The sequence below is a fragment of the Ruegeria sp. C5 genome (genome assembly GCF_056537605.1).
The window spans coordinates 1,323,237-1,339,113 of record NZ_JBQFRX010000001.1; the positions used below are offsets into that span (position 1 = coordinate 1,323,237).

The 15,877-nt window shown below is 57.9% G+C and carries 21 protein-coding genes; 9 read left to right on the top strand and 12 right to left on the bottom strand.

Features of this window, described 5'->3' with window-relative positions:
* Nucleotides 1–17 precede the first annotated feature (17 nt).
* The gene (gene aat / locus ACR0AW_RS06725) at nt 18–650 is read left to right on the top strand and encodes a leucyl/phenylalanyl-tRNA--protein transferase (RefSeq protein WP_170733223.1); all 633 of its coding nucleotides are present in this window, start codon (nt 18–20) and stop codon (nt 648–650) included.
* Here aat and ACR0AW_RS06730 read toward each other — a convergent pair.
* The 6 genes from ACR0AW_RS06730 to ACR0AW_RS06755 form a co-directional block, all read right to left on the bottom strand.
* On the bottom strand, nt 614–973 hold the full coding sequence (locus tag ACR0AW_RS06730) for a DUF2155 domain-containing protein (RefSeq protein ID WP_170733224.1): 360 nt from the start codon (nt 971–973) through the stop codon (nt 614–616). The two genes, aat and ACR0AW_RS06730, sit on opposite strands and share 37 nt — an antisense overlap.
* Nucleotides 970–1,422, bottom strand: a complete 453-nt coding sequence (gene mlaD, locus ACR0AW_RS06735) for an outer membrane lipid asymmetry maintenance protein MlaD (protein WP_170597024.1) — start codon at nt 1,420–1,422, stop codon at nt 970–972. Before mlaD ends, ACR0AW_RS06730 begins: the two co-directional genes overlap by 4 nt.
* Nucleotides 1,423–1,432: 10 nt before the next feature.
* Complete coding sequence (locus ACR0AW_RS06740; protein ID WP_170597023.1) at nt 1,433–1,816, bottom strand: NADH:ubiquinone oxidoreductase subunit NDUFA12; 384 nt, start codon at nt 1,814–1,816, stop codon at nt 1,433–1,435.
* A gap of 79 nt (nt 1,817–1,895) precedes the next feature.
* On the bottom strand, nt 1,896–2,258 hold the full coding sequence (locus ACR0AW_RS06745; protein WP_170397754.1) for a RidA family protein: 363 nt from the start codon (nt 2,256–2,258) through the stop codon (nt 1,896–1,898).
* 62 nt (nt 2,259–2,320) lie between these two features.
* Nucleotides 2,321–3,586, bottom strand: a complete 1,266-nt coding sequence (gene clpX, locus ACR0AW_RS06750; protein ID WP_170397188.1) for an ATP-dependent Clp protease ATP-binding subunit ClpX — start codon at nt 3,584–3,586, stop codon at nt 2,321–2,323.
* A gap of 136 nt (nt 3,587–3,722) precedes the next feature.
* Nucleotides 3,723–4,355, bottom strand: coding sequence for an ATP-dependent Clp protease proteolytic subunit (locus ACR0AW_RS06755; protein WP_039970058.1), 633 nt, complete (start codon nt 4,353–4,355; stop codon nt 3,723–3,725).
* Between the two features lie 309 nt (nt 4,356–4,664).
* Between ACR0AW_RS06755 and ACR0AW_RS06760 the strand changes: the two genes are divergently transcribed.
* The 3 genes from ACR0AW_RS06760 to ACR0AW_RS06770 all read left to right on the top strand — a co-directional run bounded on the left by ACR0AW_RS06760 (nt 4,665) and on the right by ACR0AW_RS06770 (nt 6,500).
* Nucleotides 4,665–5,006, top strand: a complete 342-nt coding sequence (locus ACR0AW_RS06760; RefSeq protein WP_170397190.1) for an ArsR/SmtB family transcription factor — start codon at nt 4,665–4,667, stop codon at nt 5,004–5,006.
* A 99-nt stretch (nt 5,007–5,105) separates the two neighbouring features.
* Nucleotides 5,106–5,243, top strand: coding sequence for an entericidin A/B family lipoprotein (locus tag ACR0AW_RS06765; protein WP_010443271.1), 138 nt, complete (start codon nt 5,106–5,108; stop codon nt 5,241–5,243).
* 828 nt (nt 5,244–6,071) lie between these two features.
* Entirely contained in the window at nt 6,072–6,500 is a 429-nt protein-coding gene (locus tag ACR0AW_RS06770) for a type II toxin-antitoxin system Phd/YefM family antitoxin (RefSeq protein WP_170733225.1), read from the top strand.
* 82 nt (nt 6,501–6,582) lie between these two features.
* On the opposite strand, the gene ACR0AW_RS06775 is transcribed toward ACR0AW_RS06770, so the two are convergent.
* Both ACR0AW_RS06775 and ACR0AW_RS06780 read right to left on the bottom strand, forming a co-directional pair.
* Nucleotides 6,583–7,032, bottom strand: coding sequence for a hypothetical protein (locus ACR0AW_RS06775; protein ID WP_170404170.1), 450 nt, complete (start codon nt 7,030–7,032; stop codon nt 6,583–6,585).
* 130 nt (nt 7,033–7,162) lie between these two features.
* Nucleotides 7,163–7,483, bottom strand: a complete 321-nt coding sequence (locus tag ACR0AW_RS06780) for a hypothetical protein (RefSeq protein WP_170397195.1) — start codon at nt 7,481–7,483, stop codon at nt 7,163–7,165.
* 187 nt (nt 7,484–7,670) lie between these two features.
* Between ACR0AW_RS06780 and ACR0AW_RS06785 the strand changes: the two genes are divergently transcribed.
* The gene (locus ACR0AW_RS06785; RefSeq protein WP_170733226.1) at nt 7,671–8,618 is read left to right on the top strand and encodes an aldo/keto reductase; all 948 of its coding nucleotides are present in this window, start codon (nt 7,671–7,673) and stop codon (nt 8,616–8,618) included.
* A gap of 28 nt (nt 8,619–8,646) precedes the next feature.
* On the opposite strand, the gene lepA is transcribed toward ACR0AW_RS06785, so the two are convergent.
* Nucleotides 8,647–10,446, bottom strand: a complete 1,800-nt coding sequence (lepA, locus tag ACR0AW_RS06790) for a translation elongation factor 4 (protein WP_170397199.1) — start codon at nt 10,444–10,446, stop codon at nt 8,647–8,649.
* An 87-nt stretch (nt 10,447–10,533) separates the two neighbouring features.
* Nucleotides 10,534–11,157, bottom strand: a complete 624-nt coding sequence (locus ACR0AW_RS06795) for an RNA ligase family protein (protein WP_170733227.1) — start codon at nt 11,155–11,157, stop codon at nt 10,534–10,536.
* 176 nt (nt 11,158–11,333) lie between these two features.
* Between ACR0AW_RS06795 and ACR0AW_RS06800 the strand changes: the two genes are divergently transcribed.
* Nucleotides 11,334–11,642 carry a hypothetical protein gene (locus tag ACR0AW_RS06800; RefSeq protein ID WP_170404173.1) on the top strand — a complete coding sequence of 103 codons (309 nt, stop codon included), beginning with the start codon at nt 11,334–11,336 and terminating at the stop codon, nt 11,640–11,642.
* A 65-nt stretch (nt 11,643–11,707) separates the two neighbouring features.
* The gene (locus ACR0AW_RS06805; protein ID WP_170733334.1) at nt 11,708–12,649 is read left to right on the top strand and encodes a LysR family transcriptional regulator; all 942 of its coding nucleotides are present in this window, start codon (nt 11,708–11,710) and stop codon (nt 12,647–12,649) included.
* A gap of 106 nt (nt 12,650–12,755) precedes the next feature.
* Here ACR0AW_RS06805 and ACR0AW_RS06810 read toward each other — a convergent pair whose 3' ends face one another.
* Nucleotides 12,756–13,622 (bottom strand): FkbM family methyltransferase, encoded by an 867-nt coding sequence (locus ACR0AW_RS06810; protein WP_170733228.1) that lies wholly within the window; start codon nt 13,620–13,622, stop codon nt 12,756–12,758.
* 357 nt (nt 13,623–13,979) lie between these two features.
* Entirely contained in the window at nt 13,980–14,429 is a 450-nt protein-coding gene (locus ACR0AW_RS06815) for a low molecular weight protein-tyrosine-phosphatase (RefSeq protein WP_170511306.1), read from the bottom strand.
* Between the two features lie 27 nt (nt 14,430–14,456).
* Between ACR0AW_RS06815 and ACR0AW_RS06820 the strand changes: the two genes are divergently transcribed.
* Complete coding sequence (locus tag ACR0AW_RS06820) at nt 14,457–15,155, top strand: NAD-dependent deacylase (protein ID WP_170733229.1); 699 nt, start codon at nt 14,457–14,459, stop codon at nt 15,153–15,155.
* Nucleotides 15,156–15,216: 61 nt separating this feature from the next.
* Nucleotides 15,217–15,825 (top strand): HdeD family acid-resistance protein, encoded by a 609-nt coding sequence (locus ACR0AW_RS06825; protein WP_170397206.1) that lies wholly within the window; start codon nt 15,217–15,219, stop codon nt 15,823–15,825.
* Nucleotides 15,826–15,877 lie beyond the last annotated feature (52 nt).

Genomic DNA, 15,877 nt, shown 5'->3' on the forward strand with positions numbered 1-15,877 from the left:
GCCCCGAGGCACCCGGCATGAGCCTTTCCCCTGAACTTCTGCTCCATGGCTATTCCATCGGCATTTTTCCGATGGCCGAGCATCGCGACGACCCCGAGTTGTTCTGGGTCGACCCGAAGTTTCGCGGCGTGTTCCCTCTGGATGGGTTCCACATCTCCCGCAGCCTAGCGCGGCGTATCCGGACCTGTGGGTTTTCGGTAAGCATCAATCGCGATTTTGCGGGCGTCGTGGATGGCTGCGCCGACCGATCGGATACCTGGATCAATCCCGAACTGCGCCGTCTGTATCAGGAACTAAACCGGACCGGCCGCGCGCATTCCCTCGAAGTCTGGGACGGCGCTTCACTGATTGGCGGCGTTTACGGCGTAGTCCTCGGCGCGGCCTTTTTTGGCGAAAGCATGTTCTCGCGTCGCACGGACGCATCGAAGATTGCACTTGCCTATCTGGTGGATCGACTGCGCCAAACCGGGTTCACGCTGTTCGATACGCAGTTTCTGACGGCGCATCTGGCCTCGTTAGGCGCGATCGAGATCCCGCGTGCGGTTTATCATAGCGAATTGAAACAAGCGCTTGACCTGAAAGCAGATTTCACCGCTGATCTGCAGCAGACCCCTCAGGGTGTGATACAACGGATCACCCAGACATCGTAGCGGGCGTGATCCAACGCGTTCAGCGCGGGTGAGGTCGCAATCATCCAGCCATCAAACAGCTGCTGCGCCTTGCCCTGTTCCCAGATAGTCAAATAGGCAAAGGCGTCACCTGTCGGGTTTTCGGCTGGATAGCGACAATCACCCAGCGCGACATCCAGACCAAAGACCGACGTGGTCTCGCCGTTCTGCATTTCGATGTCCACCGTCTGCCCGCTGACCTTGTCCAACCCGCGCAACATGGCGCCGGGGCCGGATTCGACCTTTTGCTGCGCAGCAGCTCCGGTTGCGGTGACTATCAGAGCCACCAGTGCAGCGTGGATCATTCGCTTCCGTCCCCGGCCACGAATTTGACCAGCAACGAGATCAGGCTGACCGCGCCTTGCGTATCGGTAATCTCATCACCCGCCTCAAAATAGAACGGGGAACCGCCCGGCATAACCTCAACAAAGTTGCCACCCAGCAAGCCTTCGGAAGAAATCACAGCGGCGCTATCGTCTGGAATAAGAACACCATCTGCCACGGAAAATCGGGTGTCCGCGCGGTACGTATCAGAGTTTAGCGTAACGCCAGTCACCGTCCCGATCTTGACCCCGGCAAGGCGTACATCCGTGCCGACGCCCACACCTTCGAGCGAGCGGAAAGACGCGCCCAGCTCGTATCCTGCGCCGGATTGAGACAGGCCTGTGGATTGGCTGGCGTAAACACCGAACGCAATGGCGCAGGCCAGCACGGCACCGCCGACGATAACTTCGGTCTTCGTATGATTAGACATCTGGCCTCGCTTATTCCGGGCTCCACGCCTCGTAATCGCTACGTTCAACCGGATCGGCACGACGCAGAGAACCGGCAGGTGCATAGGCCAGCACGGTGCCGGTCAGATTCTCCTGATGCGGTTTTTCCCAGGACTTGTGCGCCAGAGGTTTATCGGTTGGCGGTTCATCCCATGTGCGGTGCAGCCAGCCATGCCAATCGGGATCGATCCGGCTGGCCTCGGCTTCGCCATTGAAAATCACCCAGCGCTTGCTGTCGTCAGCATTGCGATAGAACACGTTGCCCTCGTCGTCCTCACCGACCTTGATCCCCTTGCGCGCAGTGTAGAACTGCGTGTTCAGGGTGGCCCCGTTCCACCAGGTCACGGCCCGCAAAAGACTGTTTAGGATTCCCATCGGCTGCCTCCGGCATTTCTGTCCCCGAAGATATGGACCAAAGGCACGCTAAGGTCCAGTACTGCCAGCGCTACCTGCGTCATTCCGGCAGGATAGCGGTGACTTCAATTTCAATCCGGTATTTCGGATCGATCAATCCGCATTCGATCATCGTCGCTGCAGGAGGGTTCGCACCAAAGGTTTCGGCCAGAATGGGCCAGCAAGGTTCAAATTCGGTTCGATCCGGCAGCATATAAGTGATGCGCACGACATCAGAGAATGAAGCACCCGCCTCGGCCAGCGCGTTTTCGATGATAGACAGCGCCGAGCGGCATTGCTCCACGACCGTTTCACCTTGCCCAACAGTTCCCGCAACATGAACCCAACCACCCGCGACAACCGCGCGGCAATAGCCAACCTTGGCTTCAAACTCACCACCCGAAGAGATACGTCTTACTGTCATCGTGTCCTCAAACGAAAACGGCGCGGACATTGCCGCGCCGTGTGTGCATTGATCTATGCGGTTCAACCCGCCGAAGCCGATTCCGCCGCGTCTGCGTAGATGATCAATGGCTGAGAGTCCGACGTCACAGCCTCTTCGTTGACCACAACTTCGGTCACGTTCTTCATGCCTGGCAGTTCGAACATTGTATCCAGCAGGATGTCTTCCAGAATAGAACGCAGACCACGTGCACCGGTTTTACGCTCGATCGCTTTCTTGGCGATCGCCTTCAGCGCATCATCGGTAAAGGCCAGTTCCGCATCTTCCAACTCAAACAACCGCTGGTATTGCTTGACCAGAGCGTTCTTCGGGCTGGTCAGGATGGTGACCAAAGCGTCTTCGTCCAGATCTTCCAGCGTCGCCAGAACCGGCAGACGGCCGACGAATTCGGGGATCAGGCCAAATTTCAGCAGGTCTTCGGGTTCCAGATCCTTGAAGATCTCGCCCACGCCGCGCTCGTCATTGTCACGCACGTCGGCACCAAAGCCCATGGCCGAGCCTTTGCCACGCTGTGCAATGATCTTGTCTAGTCCGGCGAATGCACCGCCACAGATGAACAGGATGTTCGTGGTATCCACCTGCAGGAATTCCTGCTGCGGATGTTTGCGCCCACCCTGCGGCGGAACGCTGGCCACGGTGCCTTCCATCAGTTTCAGCAGGGCCTGCTGAACGCCCTCGCCCGATACATCGCGGGTGATCGAAGGGTTTTCAGACTTGCGGGTGATCTTATCGACCTCGTCAATATAGACGATGCCGCGCTGTGCGCGTTCGACATTGTATTCGCTGGCCTGCAACAGTTTGAGGATGATGTTTTCAACATCTTCACCCACATAACCGGCTTCGGTAAGCGTGGTCGCGTCCGCCATCGTAAACGGCACGTCAAGAATCCGCGCCAGCGTTTGCGCCAGCAGGGTTTTGCCGCAGCCGGTGGGGCCAATCAGCAAGATGTTGGATTTTGCCAGTTCTATATCGCTGCCCGCTTTCTGGGCATGATTGAGACGCTTGTAGTGGTTATGTACCGCAACCGACAGCACCCGCTTGGCGGTGGCCTGACCGATCACATAGTCATCCAGCACTTCGCAGATATCCTTGGGTGTTGGCACACCGTCCGAGGATTTCAGACCGCTGGCCTTGGTTTCCTCGCGAATGATATCCATGCACAGCTCGACACACTCATCGCAGATGAACACGGTCGGGCCTGCGATCAGCTTACGCACCTCATGCTGGCTTTTGCCGCAAAAGCTGCAATAGAGCGTGTTCTTGCCGTCACCGCCTGAATTCGTCGCCATGCTTTACCCCTCGGGCTCCGTCTCAGCGGCCCCTCTCAAGGGCCGCGCTTGCCGTATATGCCTGCAGCTTAGGCCAGCGTTCTGGCAGCTACAATCTCAAAATCATCCCTCACGCCGGACGCGCGCGGATTTGAACCTAGGCCTCGTCACCATCCATCTTGGCGCGGTTCTCGACGATCTCGTCGATATGGCCCCAATCCTTGGCCTCTTCCGGGCTCATGAAATTGTCACGATCCAGCGCCTTTTCAACCGCCTTTTTGGTCTGCCCGGTATGGCGCACATAGATGTCATACAGGCGATCTTTCAGCTTTTGCGTCTCGGCCGCGTGGATCATGATGTCGCTCGCCTGGCCCTGATAACCGCCGCTGGGCTGGTGCACCATGATCCGGCTGTTAGGCAGCGAAAAGCGCATCCCCTTCTCGCCCCCGGCCAGCAGAACCGAACCCATCGACGCCGCCTGACCGATCACCAATGTGGAACATTTCGGCTTGATATACTGCATTGTGTCGTAAATCGACAAACCACTGGTGACCACGCCACCGGGAGAGTTGATGTAGATCGAGATTTCCTTGTTCGGATTTTCCGCCTCAAGGTGCAGCAGCTGAGCGACCACCAAATGGCTCATACCGTCATGGATGGGGCCGTTGATGAAAATGATCCGCTCTTTCAGAAGGCGCGAGAAGATGTCGTATGCGCGCTCGCCCCGGCTGGTCTGCTCGACGACCATGGGGACGAGTGTGTTCATATATGTATCAACTGGATCGAACATTCGGAACCTGCCTGTTTTGCGATGGATCGGGACATTACCCGAAGAGTAGTTACCCGAGTCTTAGTGCCGCCACAGGGGGGCTGCAAGGGGGGCCGAACGTTCCCACGAATTCCGTCTACCTGCACGACCCGAATGCACACGCCGCTACAGGTCGGTTGACGGATTGCGCGGAAACGTGCTGGTTACATCACGCTATTTTGATCCATGCATATGGAAATACATGCCTGGAAATTGTACCAAGAGTTCTCGCTGCGGATGCGGCGCCGGTCAGGCGCCGGGATTCGGCGGCACTAACGAGGGAATACGATCATGGCTTTTCCGCAAATGACCGAGGATATGTCACCCGGCGACCTTGACCGGATGGTTGAAAACGCGACGCGCGCATCGAACTTTCTGAAAGCCATAAGCCACGAAGGGCGTTTGATGATCCTGTGTCACCTCGTCTCGGGCGAGAAATCCGTTACTGAACTGGAACAATTGCTATCGGCCCGCCAAGCCGCCGTTTCTCAGCAACTGTCGCGGCTCAGACTTGAGGGGCTGGTTGTTCCTCGTCGCGAAGGCAAGGCGATATATTACCGGCTGGCAGATGATCGACCAGCCCGAATACTGGAAGTGGTGTACGAACTGTTTTGCGCTCAGGATGCGACCTGAGCCTAGTATTTAGCCCTTCGAAATCGGCCATGCAAAACCTGTAGCTATGGCCCGGGAAAGCTGCTAGTCAATTCGAAACAAGCACTTATGGAGCAACCGATGATCCGCGCAATTCTGATTGGCCTGGCCCTGTTCACCTTGACCGCATGCGAAACCGCAAAGGGCGCTGGCAAAGATATCGAAAACGCCGGAGATGCCATCCAGAACGCGGCCGAGGACGTGCAGGAAAACATCTGATCGTGACGGGATGTTGCGTTCAGGCAACGCTTACCCGCAATATGTAGTTGCCACACCGACTCAACCCGAGTAGTGTGCCGGTACAGGTGCATAGACGCGGCATTGCATTTCTGACACTTTGACGGGGTTCTTTTGCGCAAGCGAAAGAACCCCGTTCTGGTCCGGAGGGTGGTGCGTGATAGCCTGTATGAACCTTGGGTTCTCAAAAAGGAAAAGGCGTCAGGTGCTCAGACGCGGTCTTTGCATGCATCCTTGCGGACACTCCTGACGCCTTGCCGGTCCGTTCCGCCCGAGGGGCTTCTCGGTCCAGTTGCCTCGGCCCCCGAAGGGACTTTGGCCACTGCCACACGCGCTATGTCGCGTCGCAGTCCGCACGGACCTTCTGAGAGGCTGAGCATCTAACCCGAACCGAAGCCCAGACCACCTGCTCCACCACCGGTAAGCCATTGCAACTAAAAACAAATCCTAAAATCCGCCTTAGCTGCCGTGGCCCCCTTGGCCCTTGCGTCCCGCCCCTGTTCCGAAGATCAGAAGCAGTAACCAGACTGTTACATCAGCGTCATGATCCGGCAAGAAAATAGCACTGCAGCATAAAAATTAGACGGGGATAAGCTGTTGATATCCGCCGGGAGAGCCATGTGGATAACCCGAGAATTCGCGTCATCGCGCAGGCTTGGGGATGGAAAAAGTCAAATATGGATCTCGGGCCAGAATTCGCTTGGTTTCTGCACCTGCGAAGGTCCCGCGCGCTGAATTAGGGGGGTATTGTCCGAGTTGTACAACACTCAAGCCCCCAATCTTTCGAATCGTACAACCGGAGATTCGTCTATGCGCCTGACCATTTCTCAAGCTCGCGCCCGTTTGGGCGAACTGGCCACCTTGTCGCAAGACCCCCGGCAAGTGATCGCGCTGACCCGTTATGGCAAACCGATCGCCGCACTGGTGTCGATGAACGAGGCGCAGCGGATTTGGGAGTTAATGGATGATGACACCATCGGACGCAAACACCCGCTCAGCGGGGTGCGCGGGTGGTGGTCGAAGGGGCGTGGTATTCCGGGGATGGAACCTGGGCCGGACGGTTCTTACCTCACCGCGCGCGACGCCGCGCTGAAGGTCCGCGAGATCCAGATGACCCGTGCCGAGGAACGCCGCATTCTCAAACGCGGGGGTCTGGACCCTGTCGCGGGCGGCGAGATCGCCGCCCGGCCCGTCGCCTCCCTGTGGAGACTGTTGTTTATGAGAAGCGCTCCGACCTGACCGGGGTACCTACTACTCCTGCCGCAGTCACAAATCTCAGCGGCATTAACCCCCTTTAACATCCGATCGGGCCGGAAACGCTTCAGTTCACCTGACGTTCCAGAACTGTGCTGTAGGTCGTTCCGTTCCGCAGGCTACGGAAATCGGCAAAGATCTTGCCATCCTCGTACCGCGCATCGATCAACGCATTGGCGCCAATCACCAGCGGGGAAGTTTCAACGATGCCGATCGAGCCAGACCCATCGAGGCTGATGGTTCCGGTGGCCTCGTATTCATTCCATTCAGTGTCGCCCTCACGGCGCCATTTGCTGGGGCCCCAGAAGACATTGTCTTCCTGCATCTGGACGTCGAGCATCCATTCGGCCTGATTAAAGCGGGGCTGATCCCCCTTGTAATAATGGCTGGGCTGCACGGTCGTATAACTTCCCAACCACGTGCCGCGCAGATCCGGTGTGGTATCGGCCAGTGCTGCGGTTCCGAGGGCGAGGGACGTGGCCAGAGCGGCGGCTCCGGCGGTCATATATCTGGTCATGGGGATCTCCTCCTGAAAGCGACCCTTTGGAGTTCAAAAGCGAACATCCTTGCTGTGGCATACAGATTGGGCGGAGGTGCGCCGGTTACAACTTACCTAAGGGAAACTTCATGAACCGGTAATGTTTGCGTCAGGCCCAGGCCAGCGCGGTGCCGAGGATGACCAGACCGATACCTGCCGCCTCGCGATACGAGAAGTTCTCGCCGAACAGAAAGAATGAGGCGATGGCGATCAGAACCACTTCGGCCCCAAGAATGCCGGTATAGATGATGCCCAGCCGTTCCTCGCGCAGAGCGGCGAGTTCGAGCGTGGCCCCGGCCAGCAGGGTCGCGACGATCAGTAGACCAAGACCCACGCCGGGGAGTTTCCACCAGAACTTCATCGCGATCATGGCAACGGAATAAAGGCCTGCTGATCCAAAAGCGATAAGGGGAACAAGCGATGTAGACATATGGGCCTCCTGCAAAGGTTGCCGTTGGGTCAACTGTAGCAGATGGGCTGATTTAGGGCTGTGAGGTGGGTCACAGTTTCAGGTTCCATTCTCGCTTTTCTTCTAGTGTTTTTTTGCCCCCGAACTTGCAGTGATGGGTCGACCTGTTCAAAATTCAATTATTCATATGCGACTGGGGAGGGGTGCAATGACAACACTTTGCGAAATAGGTCAAACCGGAGTGCGAATCCCACGAATTGGCTTTGGATCAACCGGTATAGGCAACATTCCACAGATTTACGGTTACGAAGTTGATGAGAATAGGGCGCGCGAGACCATACGTGCCATACTTGCCCGGCCCGACGGTTTTATCGACACCGCCCGAGGCTATGCGTTGGGGCGTAGCGAGGAGCGCATCGGGAGTGTCATCCGTGAACTCGGTGGCTGCCCGAAAGGCCGCGTTCTGTCCACAAAAGTAGACCGTGACATGGAAACGAATGTTTTCGACGCCGCCCAAGCGCGGCGGTCCTTTGAACAAAGCCTCAAGGCTCTTGAGGTAGATCGCGTGGACATCCTTCATCTGCACGACCCGGAATACGCTGGTGACGTAACTGAGATTACCCGCAGCGGAGGTGCGCTGGACGAATTATTCAAAATTAAAGAGGAAGGATTGGCAACTGCAGTTGGTCTGGCGGGCGGGCAGTTGGATGTGTTGATGCCAATGCTGCGCGAACGGGATTTCGACGTGGTGATGACTCACAACCGGCACACGCTTGTAAACATGAATGCGGCGCCGCTGATCGAACTGGCCAACTCGAAGGACGTTACGGTATTGAACGCAGCGCCTTACGCCGGCGGAATCTTGGCCAGAGGCAGCGCAATCCATCATTTCTACGTCTATCGGCCAGCAACAGAAGAAACGCTCGCACCTGTGCGCGCGGTTGAGGAAATCTGTGCCCGCTTTGACGTGCCCTTAGGCGCCTTAGCGCTGCAATTCTCGATGCGGGACGCAAAAATTGCGTCAACGGTGTGTGGAGTGACTTGGCCACAGCATGTGAGACAAACACTCGAATGGGCGGATTGGGATATCCCAAGAGCGGTTTGGAGTGAACTCGCGGAACTTGGTCAGAGTGACGCTGATCCTGAGGCCGTATAGAACCGATCAACGGAGAGGAAGGACAGCCTTAGCTGTCCATCTTCAACGCTGAAATAAACGCCTCCTGCGGGATATCCACTTTCCCGAACTGGCGCATCTTCTTCTTACCCGCCTTCTGCTTGTCCAGCAGTTTGCGTTTCCGCGTGGCGTCGCCTCCGTAGCATTTGGCGGTCACGTCCTTGCGCAAGGCCGAGAGGGTCTCGCGGGCGATGACCTTGCCTCCGATGGCGGCCTGGATCGGGATTTTGAACATGTGGCGCGGGATCAGGTCCTTGAGCTTTTCGCACATCGCCCGGCCCCGCATCTCGGCCCGGTCGCGGTGAACCATGGTCGACAGCGCGTCGACCGGTTCGTCATTCACCAGCACCGACATCTTGACCAGATTATCCTCGGTATAACCGGTCATCTGATAGTCGAACGAGGCATAGCCCTTGGTCACCGATTTCAGGCGGTCGTAGAAGTCAAAGACGACCTCGTTCAGCGGCAGGTCATAGACGACCATGGCGCGGGTGCCCGCATAGGTCAGGTCCAGCTGGATGCCGCGGCGGTCCTGGCAGAGTTTCAGCACGTCGCCGAGGTATTCGTCCGGAACAAGGATGGTCGCCTTGATGCGCGGTTCCTCGATATGGTCGACCTTGGACGGATCGGGCATGTCGGCAGGGTTGTGCAGCTCGATCATCTCGCCGTCTTTCATGTAGACGTGATAGATCACCGACGGCGCGGTGGTGATGAGCTCGATATCATATTCGCGTTCGATGCGGTCGCGGATGACCTCTAGGTGCAGAAGGCCGAGGAAACCGCAGCGGAAGCCAAAGCCCAGCGCCGCCGAGGTTTCCATTTCAAAGCTGAAGCTGGCGTCGTTCAGGGCCAGTTTGTCGATCGCATCGCGCAGGTCTTCGAATTCGGAACTATCGACGGGGAAGAGGCCGCAGAACACCACCGGCTGCGCGGGTTTGAAGCCCGTCAGGGCCTCTTCGGTGCCGTTGCGGTCATTGGTGATGGTGTCGCCAACGCGGGTGTCGCGGACCTGTTTGATCGAGGCGGTCAGGAAACCGATCTCGCCGGGGCCAAGCGAGTCGACCATCTCCATCTCAGGGCGGAAGACGCCGACGCGGTCCACGTGGTGCAGGGTGTTGTTCGACATGAACTTGACCCGCATCCCCTTTTTCAGCGTACCGTCCATGATGCGGACCAGAACGATGACGCCCAGATAGGCGTCGTACCACGAATCCACCAACATCGCCTTGAGCGGCGCGTCCAGATTGCCCTGCGGCGCGGGCAGTTGCTGTACGATGGCTTCTAGCGTTTCGTGGATGCCCTGCCCCGTTTTAGCCGAGACCTGAATGGCGTCGGTCGCGTCGATGCCGATCACATCCTCGATCTGTTCCGCCACGCGGTCACAGTCCGACGCGGGCAGGTCGATCTTGTTCAGCACCGGTACGATCTCATGATCGGCGTCGATGGCTTGATAGACATTCGCAAGCGTCTGCGCCTCAACCCCTTGGGTCGAGTCCACGACCAGCAGAGAGCCCTCGACCGCGCGCATCGACCGGCTGACCTCATAGGCAAAGTCCACGTGGCCGGGGGTGTCGATCAGGTTCAGCACGTATGCTTCGCCGTTGTCGGCGGTATAGTCGATGCGAACCGTGTTGGCCTTGATGGTGATGCCACGCTCGCGCTCGATATCCATGCTGTCGAGCAGCTGTTCCTTCATGTCGCGATCCTTAACCGTTCCGGTCTCTTGGATGAGCCGGTCAGCAAGGGTGGATTTGCCATGGTCGATATGCGCGACGATGGAGAAATTGCGGATATGAGCGAGGTCTGTCATGGGTTGGGGATATGCGTCGGAAATGGGCTGTGGTCAAGGTGGGACGAAGCCCCAGCGAAACCCTTTGATTGCGAGGCCTCTGACCGTTCAGAGCAACCTGTTTTTGACCAACTCCGCGTTCATCCAATGCGTATCACTTTGCACGTGACCCTCGCGCACGTATTTCGCGAGGTGAGTGGGCATGTCTTCTTCGTTAAACGCTGCAGTTGTGCGAACGACAAAACCCTCCTGAGTATCCAGATCCAGGCCCGCGATCACATCTGCCACAACCTTAACAGAGAACCGTCCGCGATAGAGTTCGGGAACGGCAGTAATCCCCAGCTCGAGAAAGCGTGAAAGCGTCGCGTCCCACGATTGCACGCGCATTGCCTTGATCCAGGCGAAGCCCAGGAAATAAGTCGGCAACGCCGAGTACGCTATCGAGTGGCGCGCAAACAGATATTCACCGACTATGCGCTCATCTTCGTCAAGCTGTGGCGAAATTCCGGTAGCGAAGGCCTTCATCCAATCTCGGGACGGGTGATATCGCGCGTCAATACTGCGAGGGTGGCAGCCCTGACTATGAATCGTTGTATTCTCACCGTCCAGTTTTTCGGTGAAGACGACCTCATCAGCCGAAGCCAGTTTATCAACGCTGGACATGATCTTATCATCGCTGGTGGCCCCGGGAGACTCCGGCAGATGGAACGTGCGCCCGTATTTCTTAAGCATAGTGGTCTCATGAAAGAGATTTAAACAATGTCTGGCCAGAAAACGCGACATCCCAGCCGCGTGCAATCACTTTTTCGAACCACCCAATTGATCCCGAATCCACTTTGATTCATACTCCGCCGCAGACCGAGAGGGGCATAAGACCCGTCCGGGCAGGCAAAAAACGAGGCTCGAGTATGAAACAGTTCCTCTTAATCGCATTTTGTGCGGCATCGCTGACGTCGGTGGCCCACACGGTGGACGCGGCGCAGATCAAGCGGGCGTGTCTGGCATCTGACCGTGAGGCAGCGACGCGGGCGCGGTGCCGGTGTATTCAGCGCGTGGCGGATCAGGCGCTGACGCGTAGTGATCAGAAGACCGTCGCCAAGTGGTTCACCAACCCGCATCAGGCGCAGGAGTTGAAGATGTCGCAGACCGCGCGCGATGATGCGCTGTGGGATCGGTATCAGAACTTTGGCCAGATGGCGCAAGCGATCTGCAACTGAGCCCTGTCAATCCTTGACCTGATGCCTGCTGCGCCTCAGAAATGGCGCAGCGAAAGGTATGTGCGATGGTGATGAAAGGGCTGACCCTGCGGGGCCTTGAGGTGTTCGAGGCGCTGGCGCGGACCGGATCGGTAGCGCAGGCGGCCGAGATCACGGGGCTCAGCCAGCCCTCGGTGTCCCAGCAGTTGCGCAATCTGGAAAAGGCTTTGGGCACCGATCTGGTGGATCACGGGCGGCGACCGATGCGACTGACGCAGGCCGGCCGCAGTTTCCTGGCGCGGGCCGAGGCAGTGCTGGCCGAGTTGCAGATGGCGCAAGGCGAACTGGCGGTGATGGATCTGGGGCATCTGACCACCCTGTCCATCGGCTTGATCGACGATTTCGACAACGACCTGACGCCGCGATTGGCGACGTTGCTGGCCGACAGTCTGACCCGGTCGAAATTCAAGCTGATCACGCTGCCCAGCCTGGACCTGTTTGCCGAGCTGGAAGCGCAGCGCCTGCACATGGCGGTCTCGGCCCATTCTGGCGAGGTGCTGGAGGGCGTGGTCGAATATCCGCTGGTGCAGGATCCGTTCATTCTGGTCGCGCCTAAGAGCGTTGCGCAACCAGTGCAGGATCTGCCCTTTCTGCGCTATGCCCGCGAGCAGTTGATCAGCCGTCAGATCGAAAGCCATCTGGCCCGGCAGCAGCTGGAGTTCGAGGAACGGTTCGAAATCGGCTCACACCTCGCGCTGATGGCGATGGTTGCGCGCGGCCTCGGCTGGGCGATTACCACGCCGCTGGGCTATATGCGCGCCGCCCGCTTCCACGACGGGATGGAGGCGCACCCTGCCCCGTTCGGTGAATTCGCGCGCACCATTTCCTTGTTTACACGGACCGACTGGTCCGATCAGGTACCGCAGGAGGTGGCCGACATGATCCGACGCCTGATGCGCAGCCAGATCGTTGATCCAGCGATTGCGCAATTGCCGTGGTTAGCTGGTCAGTTGAAGGTGGTGGGGTGAACCGGAAAGTGAGCATCCAGGCTCTTTTATTTGAGCCATGCGTGATCCGTCCTGCAAACCAAAAGACGTTTAATGAGCGTTAGTATGTCCGGAATAAAGGCTGTTCTTACCTGCTGAATTCAGCTTCTACTAACGCCTCGTAGGCGTCCAGTTCAGCCTCTTTGACAACGTCGCGATCAGCCAGCACTTCCAGAGCCATAAGTGCGACATCGGGGCTTTGAAACACTGCGTCCGCCAGGATCGCAAGATGTTTCAAGCTTTCTGTCGGTGAGTCCTCCAGTGCGAAGAACCTTTTCAGGAACACGGCGTCGCCATCGATGGCCTGATTGCGCATAGCGCGCATCTTCAGGCGGGACGAGGCACGGGTCTTGACCGCCATCGATTTTAGAAAAAGAAACTTGTGGAAATGAAATCCCTGCGCAGACAACTCGCTCATTTGTGAGTCAAGCAGTGGCTGACCTTTGTAAAGCGGCACCATTGCGATTTCGGATATCACAGCAACCGCATTCTTGAGTTTTTCGCGCGCATTCCTGAATACGTCCAATTCTCCGCCCTGCACGTCAATCTTCAGCAGATCGAACTCTGGCAGCTCTTTCAGGTCGTCCAGCCGATGGGTGGTTATTGGCACAACTTCTTCGACCCGCATTTGCCTGGGCCACCTTCCCATAACTCTGATGAAGTCGGGGTTGGGCTCGAATAGCGAAGTGAAGCCGCTTCCCTTGCAAACATGAAGGCGCTCACTTCCTCCTCTGCCGATCGCATAAGGAAGATAGGTTTCATTTTCTCCTCCCTCTTCAGAGAGCCGTGCAAATGCATCTTGCTGTGGTTCGAAACCCCAGACATCGCATATGCGGTTCTTCAGGAGGGTTGAATATGGGGTAGCGCCAAGAGGATTGGCACCCACATCCACCACTCGCGTTAGCCTTTCCGGTGACAGAATTTCGTGCAGGAACAGCGCGCGCTCGTCGTTCATTTTTTGTCACTAACCTTTGGGGTATTCAGCTGGTTAAACGTGCCTGTGATCATATGTCTAACTCATTTGGATTAGCTGGCTGCAGTCGCTCTTGGAGCTTGGAGATTTATGTGTGCTGATGACAGCCTCGTGCGTGCATCAGGAATTTGTATCATTCCATCAAATGACCATTGGGGATCGGATTACTATTCCATGCACTTAATGCGACTATCTGCATAGGCACAAGGGTATGCGCTTAGAAGGCGGATGGTTTGACCCCTGTCGCTGATTGCGATGCAGCCTGCGGAGGCCAAATAAACGTTGGTTTTGGGCTCAAACATGCTGTCGCTCTGGATTGATTGAATACGCAAGGCAAAACTACCACTGAGCCCGTACATGCGCATCCAGCCCCGCCACGGCCTGTTCGATCAGGTCCAGAACGCCGTCGAAATCCCGGGTGTAGTACGGGTCAGGCACATGGTCGGCACCGGTATGGGGGGCGAAATCGGTCAACAGGCGGACCGGGGTGTCGTTGCCGTCCGGGCGCAAATCTTCGATGTTCGCGATGTTTTCTGCGTCCATTCCGATGATCAGGTCGAAGTGGTTGAAATCCTCGGCCACGAACTGGCGCGCGCGTAGGTCGCTGAGGTCGATATCACGCGCGCGGGCGGCCTTTTGCATTGGGCCGTAGGGCGGGTCTCCGATATGCCAGCCCGAGGTTCCGGCGCTGTCGGTCTGGTGATGCGGGGCGCGGGCGCGAAAAGCACCCTCGGCGGCGGGGGACCGGCAGATATTGCCCAGGCAGACGAAAAGGATACGGTGTGACATAAGAGAGGTTTAGCGCGTGGGGCAGGTATGGAAAAGATCGTCATTCTGACCGGGGCCGGGATTTCCGCCGAAAGCGGGTTGGGCACGTTCCGCGATGAAGGGGGCCTGTGGGCGCAGCACCGGATCGAGGATGTGGCCACGCCCGAGGGCTTTGCCCGCAATCCGTCGCTGGTGCATCAGTTTTACAATGCCCGCCGAGTACAGGCCGCCAAGGCGCAGCCCAACGCGGCGCATCAGGCGCTGGCCCGGCTGCAGCAGGGCTGGCCTGGAGAGGTGATCCTTGTCACCCAGAATGTCGACAGCCTGCACGAGGCAGGAGGGGCCGCGCATGTGATCCATATGCATGGCACCTTGGCTGGGGCTTTGTGTGCGGCGTGCGGATATCGTTGGGCTTCGCCACCCGAAATGGATGTGGGTGAGCCCTGCCCGTCCTGTCACCAGCCCTCGGCCCGGCCCGACGTGGTATGGTTCGGCGAGATGCCATATTTCATGGATGAGATCTACGACCATCTGATGGAAGCATCGCTGTTCGCCTCGATCGGCACCTCAGGGCAGGTTTATCCGGCGGCAGGGTTTGTACAAGAGGCGCGGGCCGTGGGCGCGCGGACGATCGAATTGAACCTTGAGCCATCCGCCGGAATTTTTGATGAAACCCGGCTGGGGCCAGCCTCAGAGGCAGTACCGCGCTGGGTCGAAGAGCTGTTGGCGCGAGGCAGCACGCGATAGGGGCAGACAGCGGCGCGTCTTCCCGTCTATGGTGCAGAAAACGCAAACCCGAGTGAGTGACATGACCGATCTACCGCCCAAAGACGGAGAAATCCTTGACGACAGCAGTATCGACGCGCGCGATACGTTAAGTACCAATCTGGCCAGCCTGTGGTGGACCTTTCTGCTGCGTGGAATTCTCGCGGGTCTGATCGGGATTGCAGCGCTGTTCTGGCCGACCAGCAGCATCTCATTACTGCTGCGATTGGTAGGGGCGCTGCTGATTCTGGATGGCGCGCTGACCTGGCTGGGTTTTGGGCGGCGCGGGCTGATCGGAGGCGTCGGTATCGGTGCCGCGCTGATCGGTTTGGTGTTGCTGATCTGGCCACAGGGCGTGGCCTGGCTGGCGTTCACCCTCATGGGGGCGATGGCGCTGTTCGTTGCGATCGGCTCGTTCATGGCGCTGCCGCAAATGCATCCACAAGACCCCGAGCGCGCAACGGTGCGTAATTCAGGTATCTTCGCACTCATCGTCGGGCTGGTGCTGATCTTCTGGCCCGGCAGCGGCATGGTGGCGTTGGGCTGGGCAATTGCCTTCTTCGCGCTGACCTCGGCGGTGGTGATGTTCTTTCTGGCGGCACGGTTCAAAAAAGCGGGCGATCGATTGGAGATGAAAACCGTCAACAGATGACGCAACAGGCCGGGCATTGCCCGGCCTGACGTATGGATGATGGCTGTACCAC

Excerpts from the sequence above, each read along its gene's own strand:
- ACR0AW_RS06740 (WP_170597023.1), bottom strand. The coding sequence starts at position 1,816 with ATGGGAATCCTAAACAGTCTTTTGCGGGCCGTGACCTGGTGGAACGGG.
- lepA (WP_170397199.1), bottom strand. The coding sequence starts at position 10,446 with ATGACAGACCTCGCTCATATCCGCAATTTCTCCATCGTCGCGCATATC.
- ACR0AW_RS06780 (WP_170397195.1), bottom strand. The coding sequence starts at position 7,483 with ATGTCTACATCGCTTGTTCCCCTTATCGCTTTTGGATCAGCAGGCCTT.
- aat (WP_170733223.1), top strand. The coding sequence starts at position 18 with ATGAGCCTTTCCCCTGAACTTCTGCTCCATGGCTATTCCATCGGCATT.
- ACR0AW_RS06820 (WP_170733229.1), top strand. The coding sequence starts at position 14,457 with ATGGAAAAGATCGTCATTCTGACCGGGGCCGGGATTTCCGCCGAAAGC.
- ACR0AW_RS06765 (WP_010443271.1), top strand. The coding sequence starts at position 5,106 with ATGATCCGCGCAATTCTGATTGGCCTGGCCCTGTTCACCTTGACCGCA.
- ACR0AW_RS06800 (WP_170404173.1), top strand. The coding sequence starts at position 11,334 with ATGAAACAGTTCCTCTTAATCGCATTTTGTGCGGCATCGCTGACGTCG.
- ACR0AW_RS06815 (WP_170511306.1), bottom strand. The coding sequence starts at position 14,429 with ATGTCACACCGTATCCTTTTCGTCTGCCTGGGCAATATCTGCCGGTCC.
- ACR0AW_RS06785 (WP_170733226.1), top strand. The coding sequence starts at position 7,671 with ATGACAACACTTTGCGAAATAGGTCAAACCGGAGTGCGAATCCCACGA.
- ACR0AW_RS06730 (WP_170733224.1), bottom strand. The coding sequence starts at position 973 with ATGATCCACGCTGCACTGGTGGCTCTGATAGTCACCGCAACCGGAGCT.
- mlaD (WP_170597024.1), bottom strand. The coding sequence starts at position 1,422 with ATGTCTAATCATACGAAGACCGAAGTTATCGTCGGCGGTGCCGTGCTG.
- ACR0AW_RS06755 (WP_039970058.1), bottom strand. The coding sequence starts at position 4,355 with ATGTTCGATCCAGTTGATACATATATGAACACACTCGTCCCCATGGTC.
- ACR0AW_RS06745 (WP_170397754.1), bottom strand. The coding sequence starts at position 2,258 with ATGACAGTAAGACGTATCTCTTCGGGTGGTGAGTTTGAAGCCAAGGTT.
- ACR0AW_RS06795 (WP_170733227.1), bottom strand. The coding sequence starts at position 11,157 with ATGCTTAAGAAATACGGGCGCACGTTCCATCTGCCGGAGTCTCCCGGG.
- ACR0AW_RS06825 (WP_170397206.1), top strand. The coding sequence starts at position 15,217 with ATGACCGATCTACCGCCCAAAGACGGAGAAATCCTTGACGACAGCAGT.
- ACR0AW_RS06810 (WP_170733228.1), bottom strand. The coding sequence starts at position 13,622 with ATGAACGACGAGCGCGCGCTGTTCCTGCACGAAATTCTGTCACCGGAA.
- ACR0AW_RS06775 (WP_170404170.1), bottom strand. The coding sequence starts at position 7,032 with ATGACCAGATATATGACCGCCGGAGCCGCCGCTCTGGCCACGTCCCTC.
- clpX (WP_170397188.1), bottom strand. The coding sequence starts at position 3,586 with ATGGCGACGAATTCAGGCGGTGACGGCAAGAACACGCTCTATTGCAGC.
- ACR0AW_RS06760 (WP_170397190.1), top strand. The coding sequence starts at position 4,665 with ATGGCTTTTCCGCAAATGACCGAGGATATGTCACCCGGCGACCTTGAC.
- ACR0AW_RS06805 (WP_170733334.1), top strand. The coding sequence starts at position 11,708 with ATGGTGATGAAAGGGCTGACCCTGCGGGGCCTTGAGGTGTTCGAGGCG.
- ACR0AW_RS06770 (WP_170733225.1), top strand. The coding sequence starts at position 6,072 with ATGCGCCTGACCATTTCTCAAGCTCGCGCCCGTTTGGGCGAACTGGCC.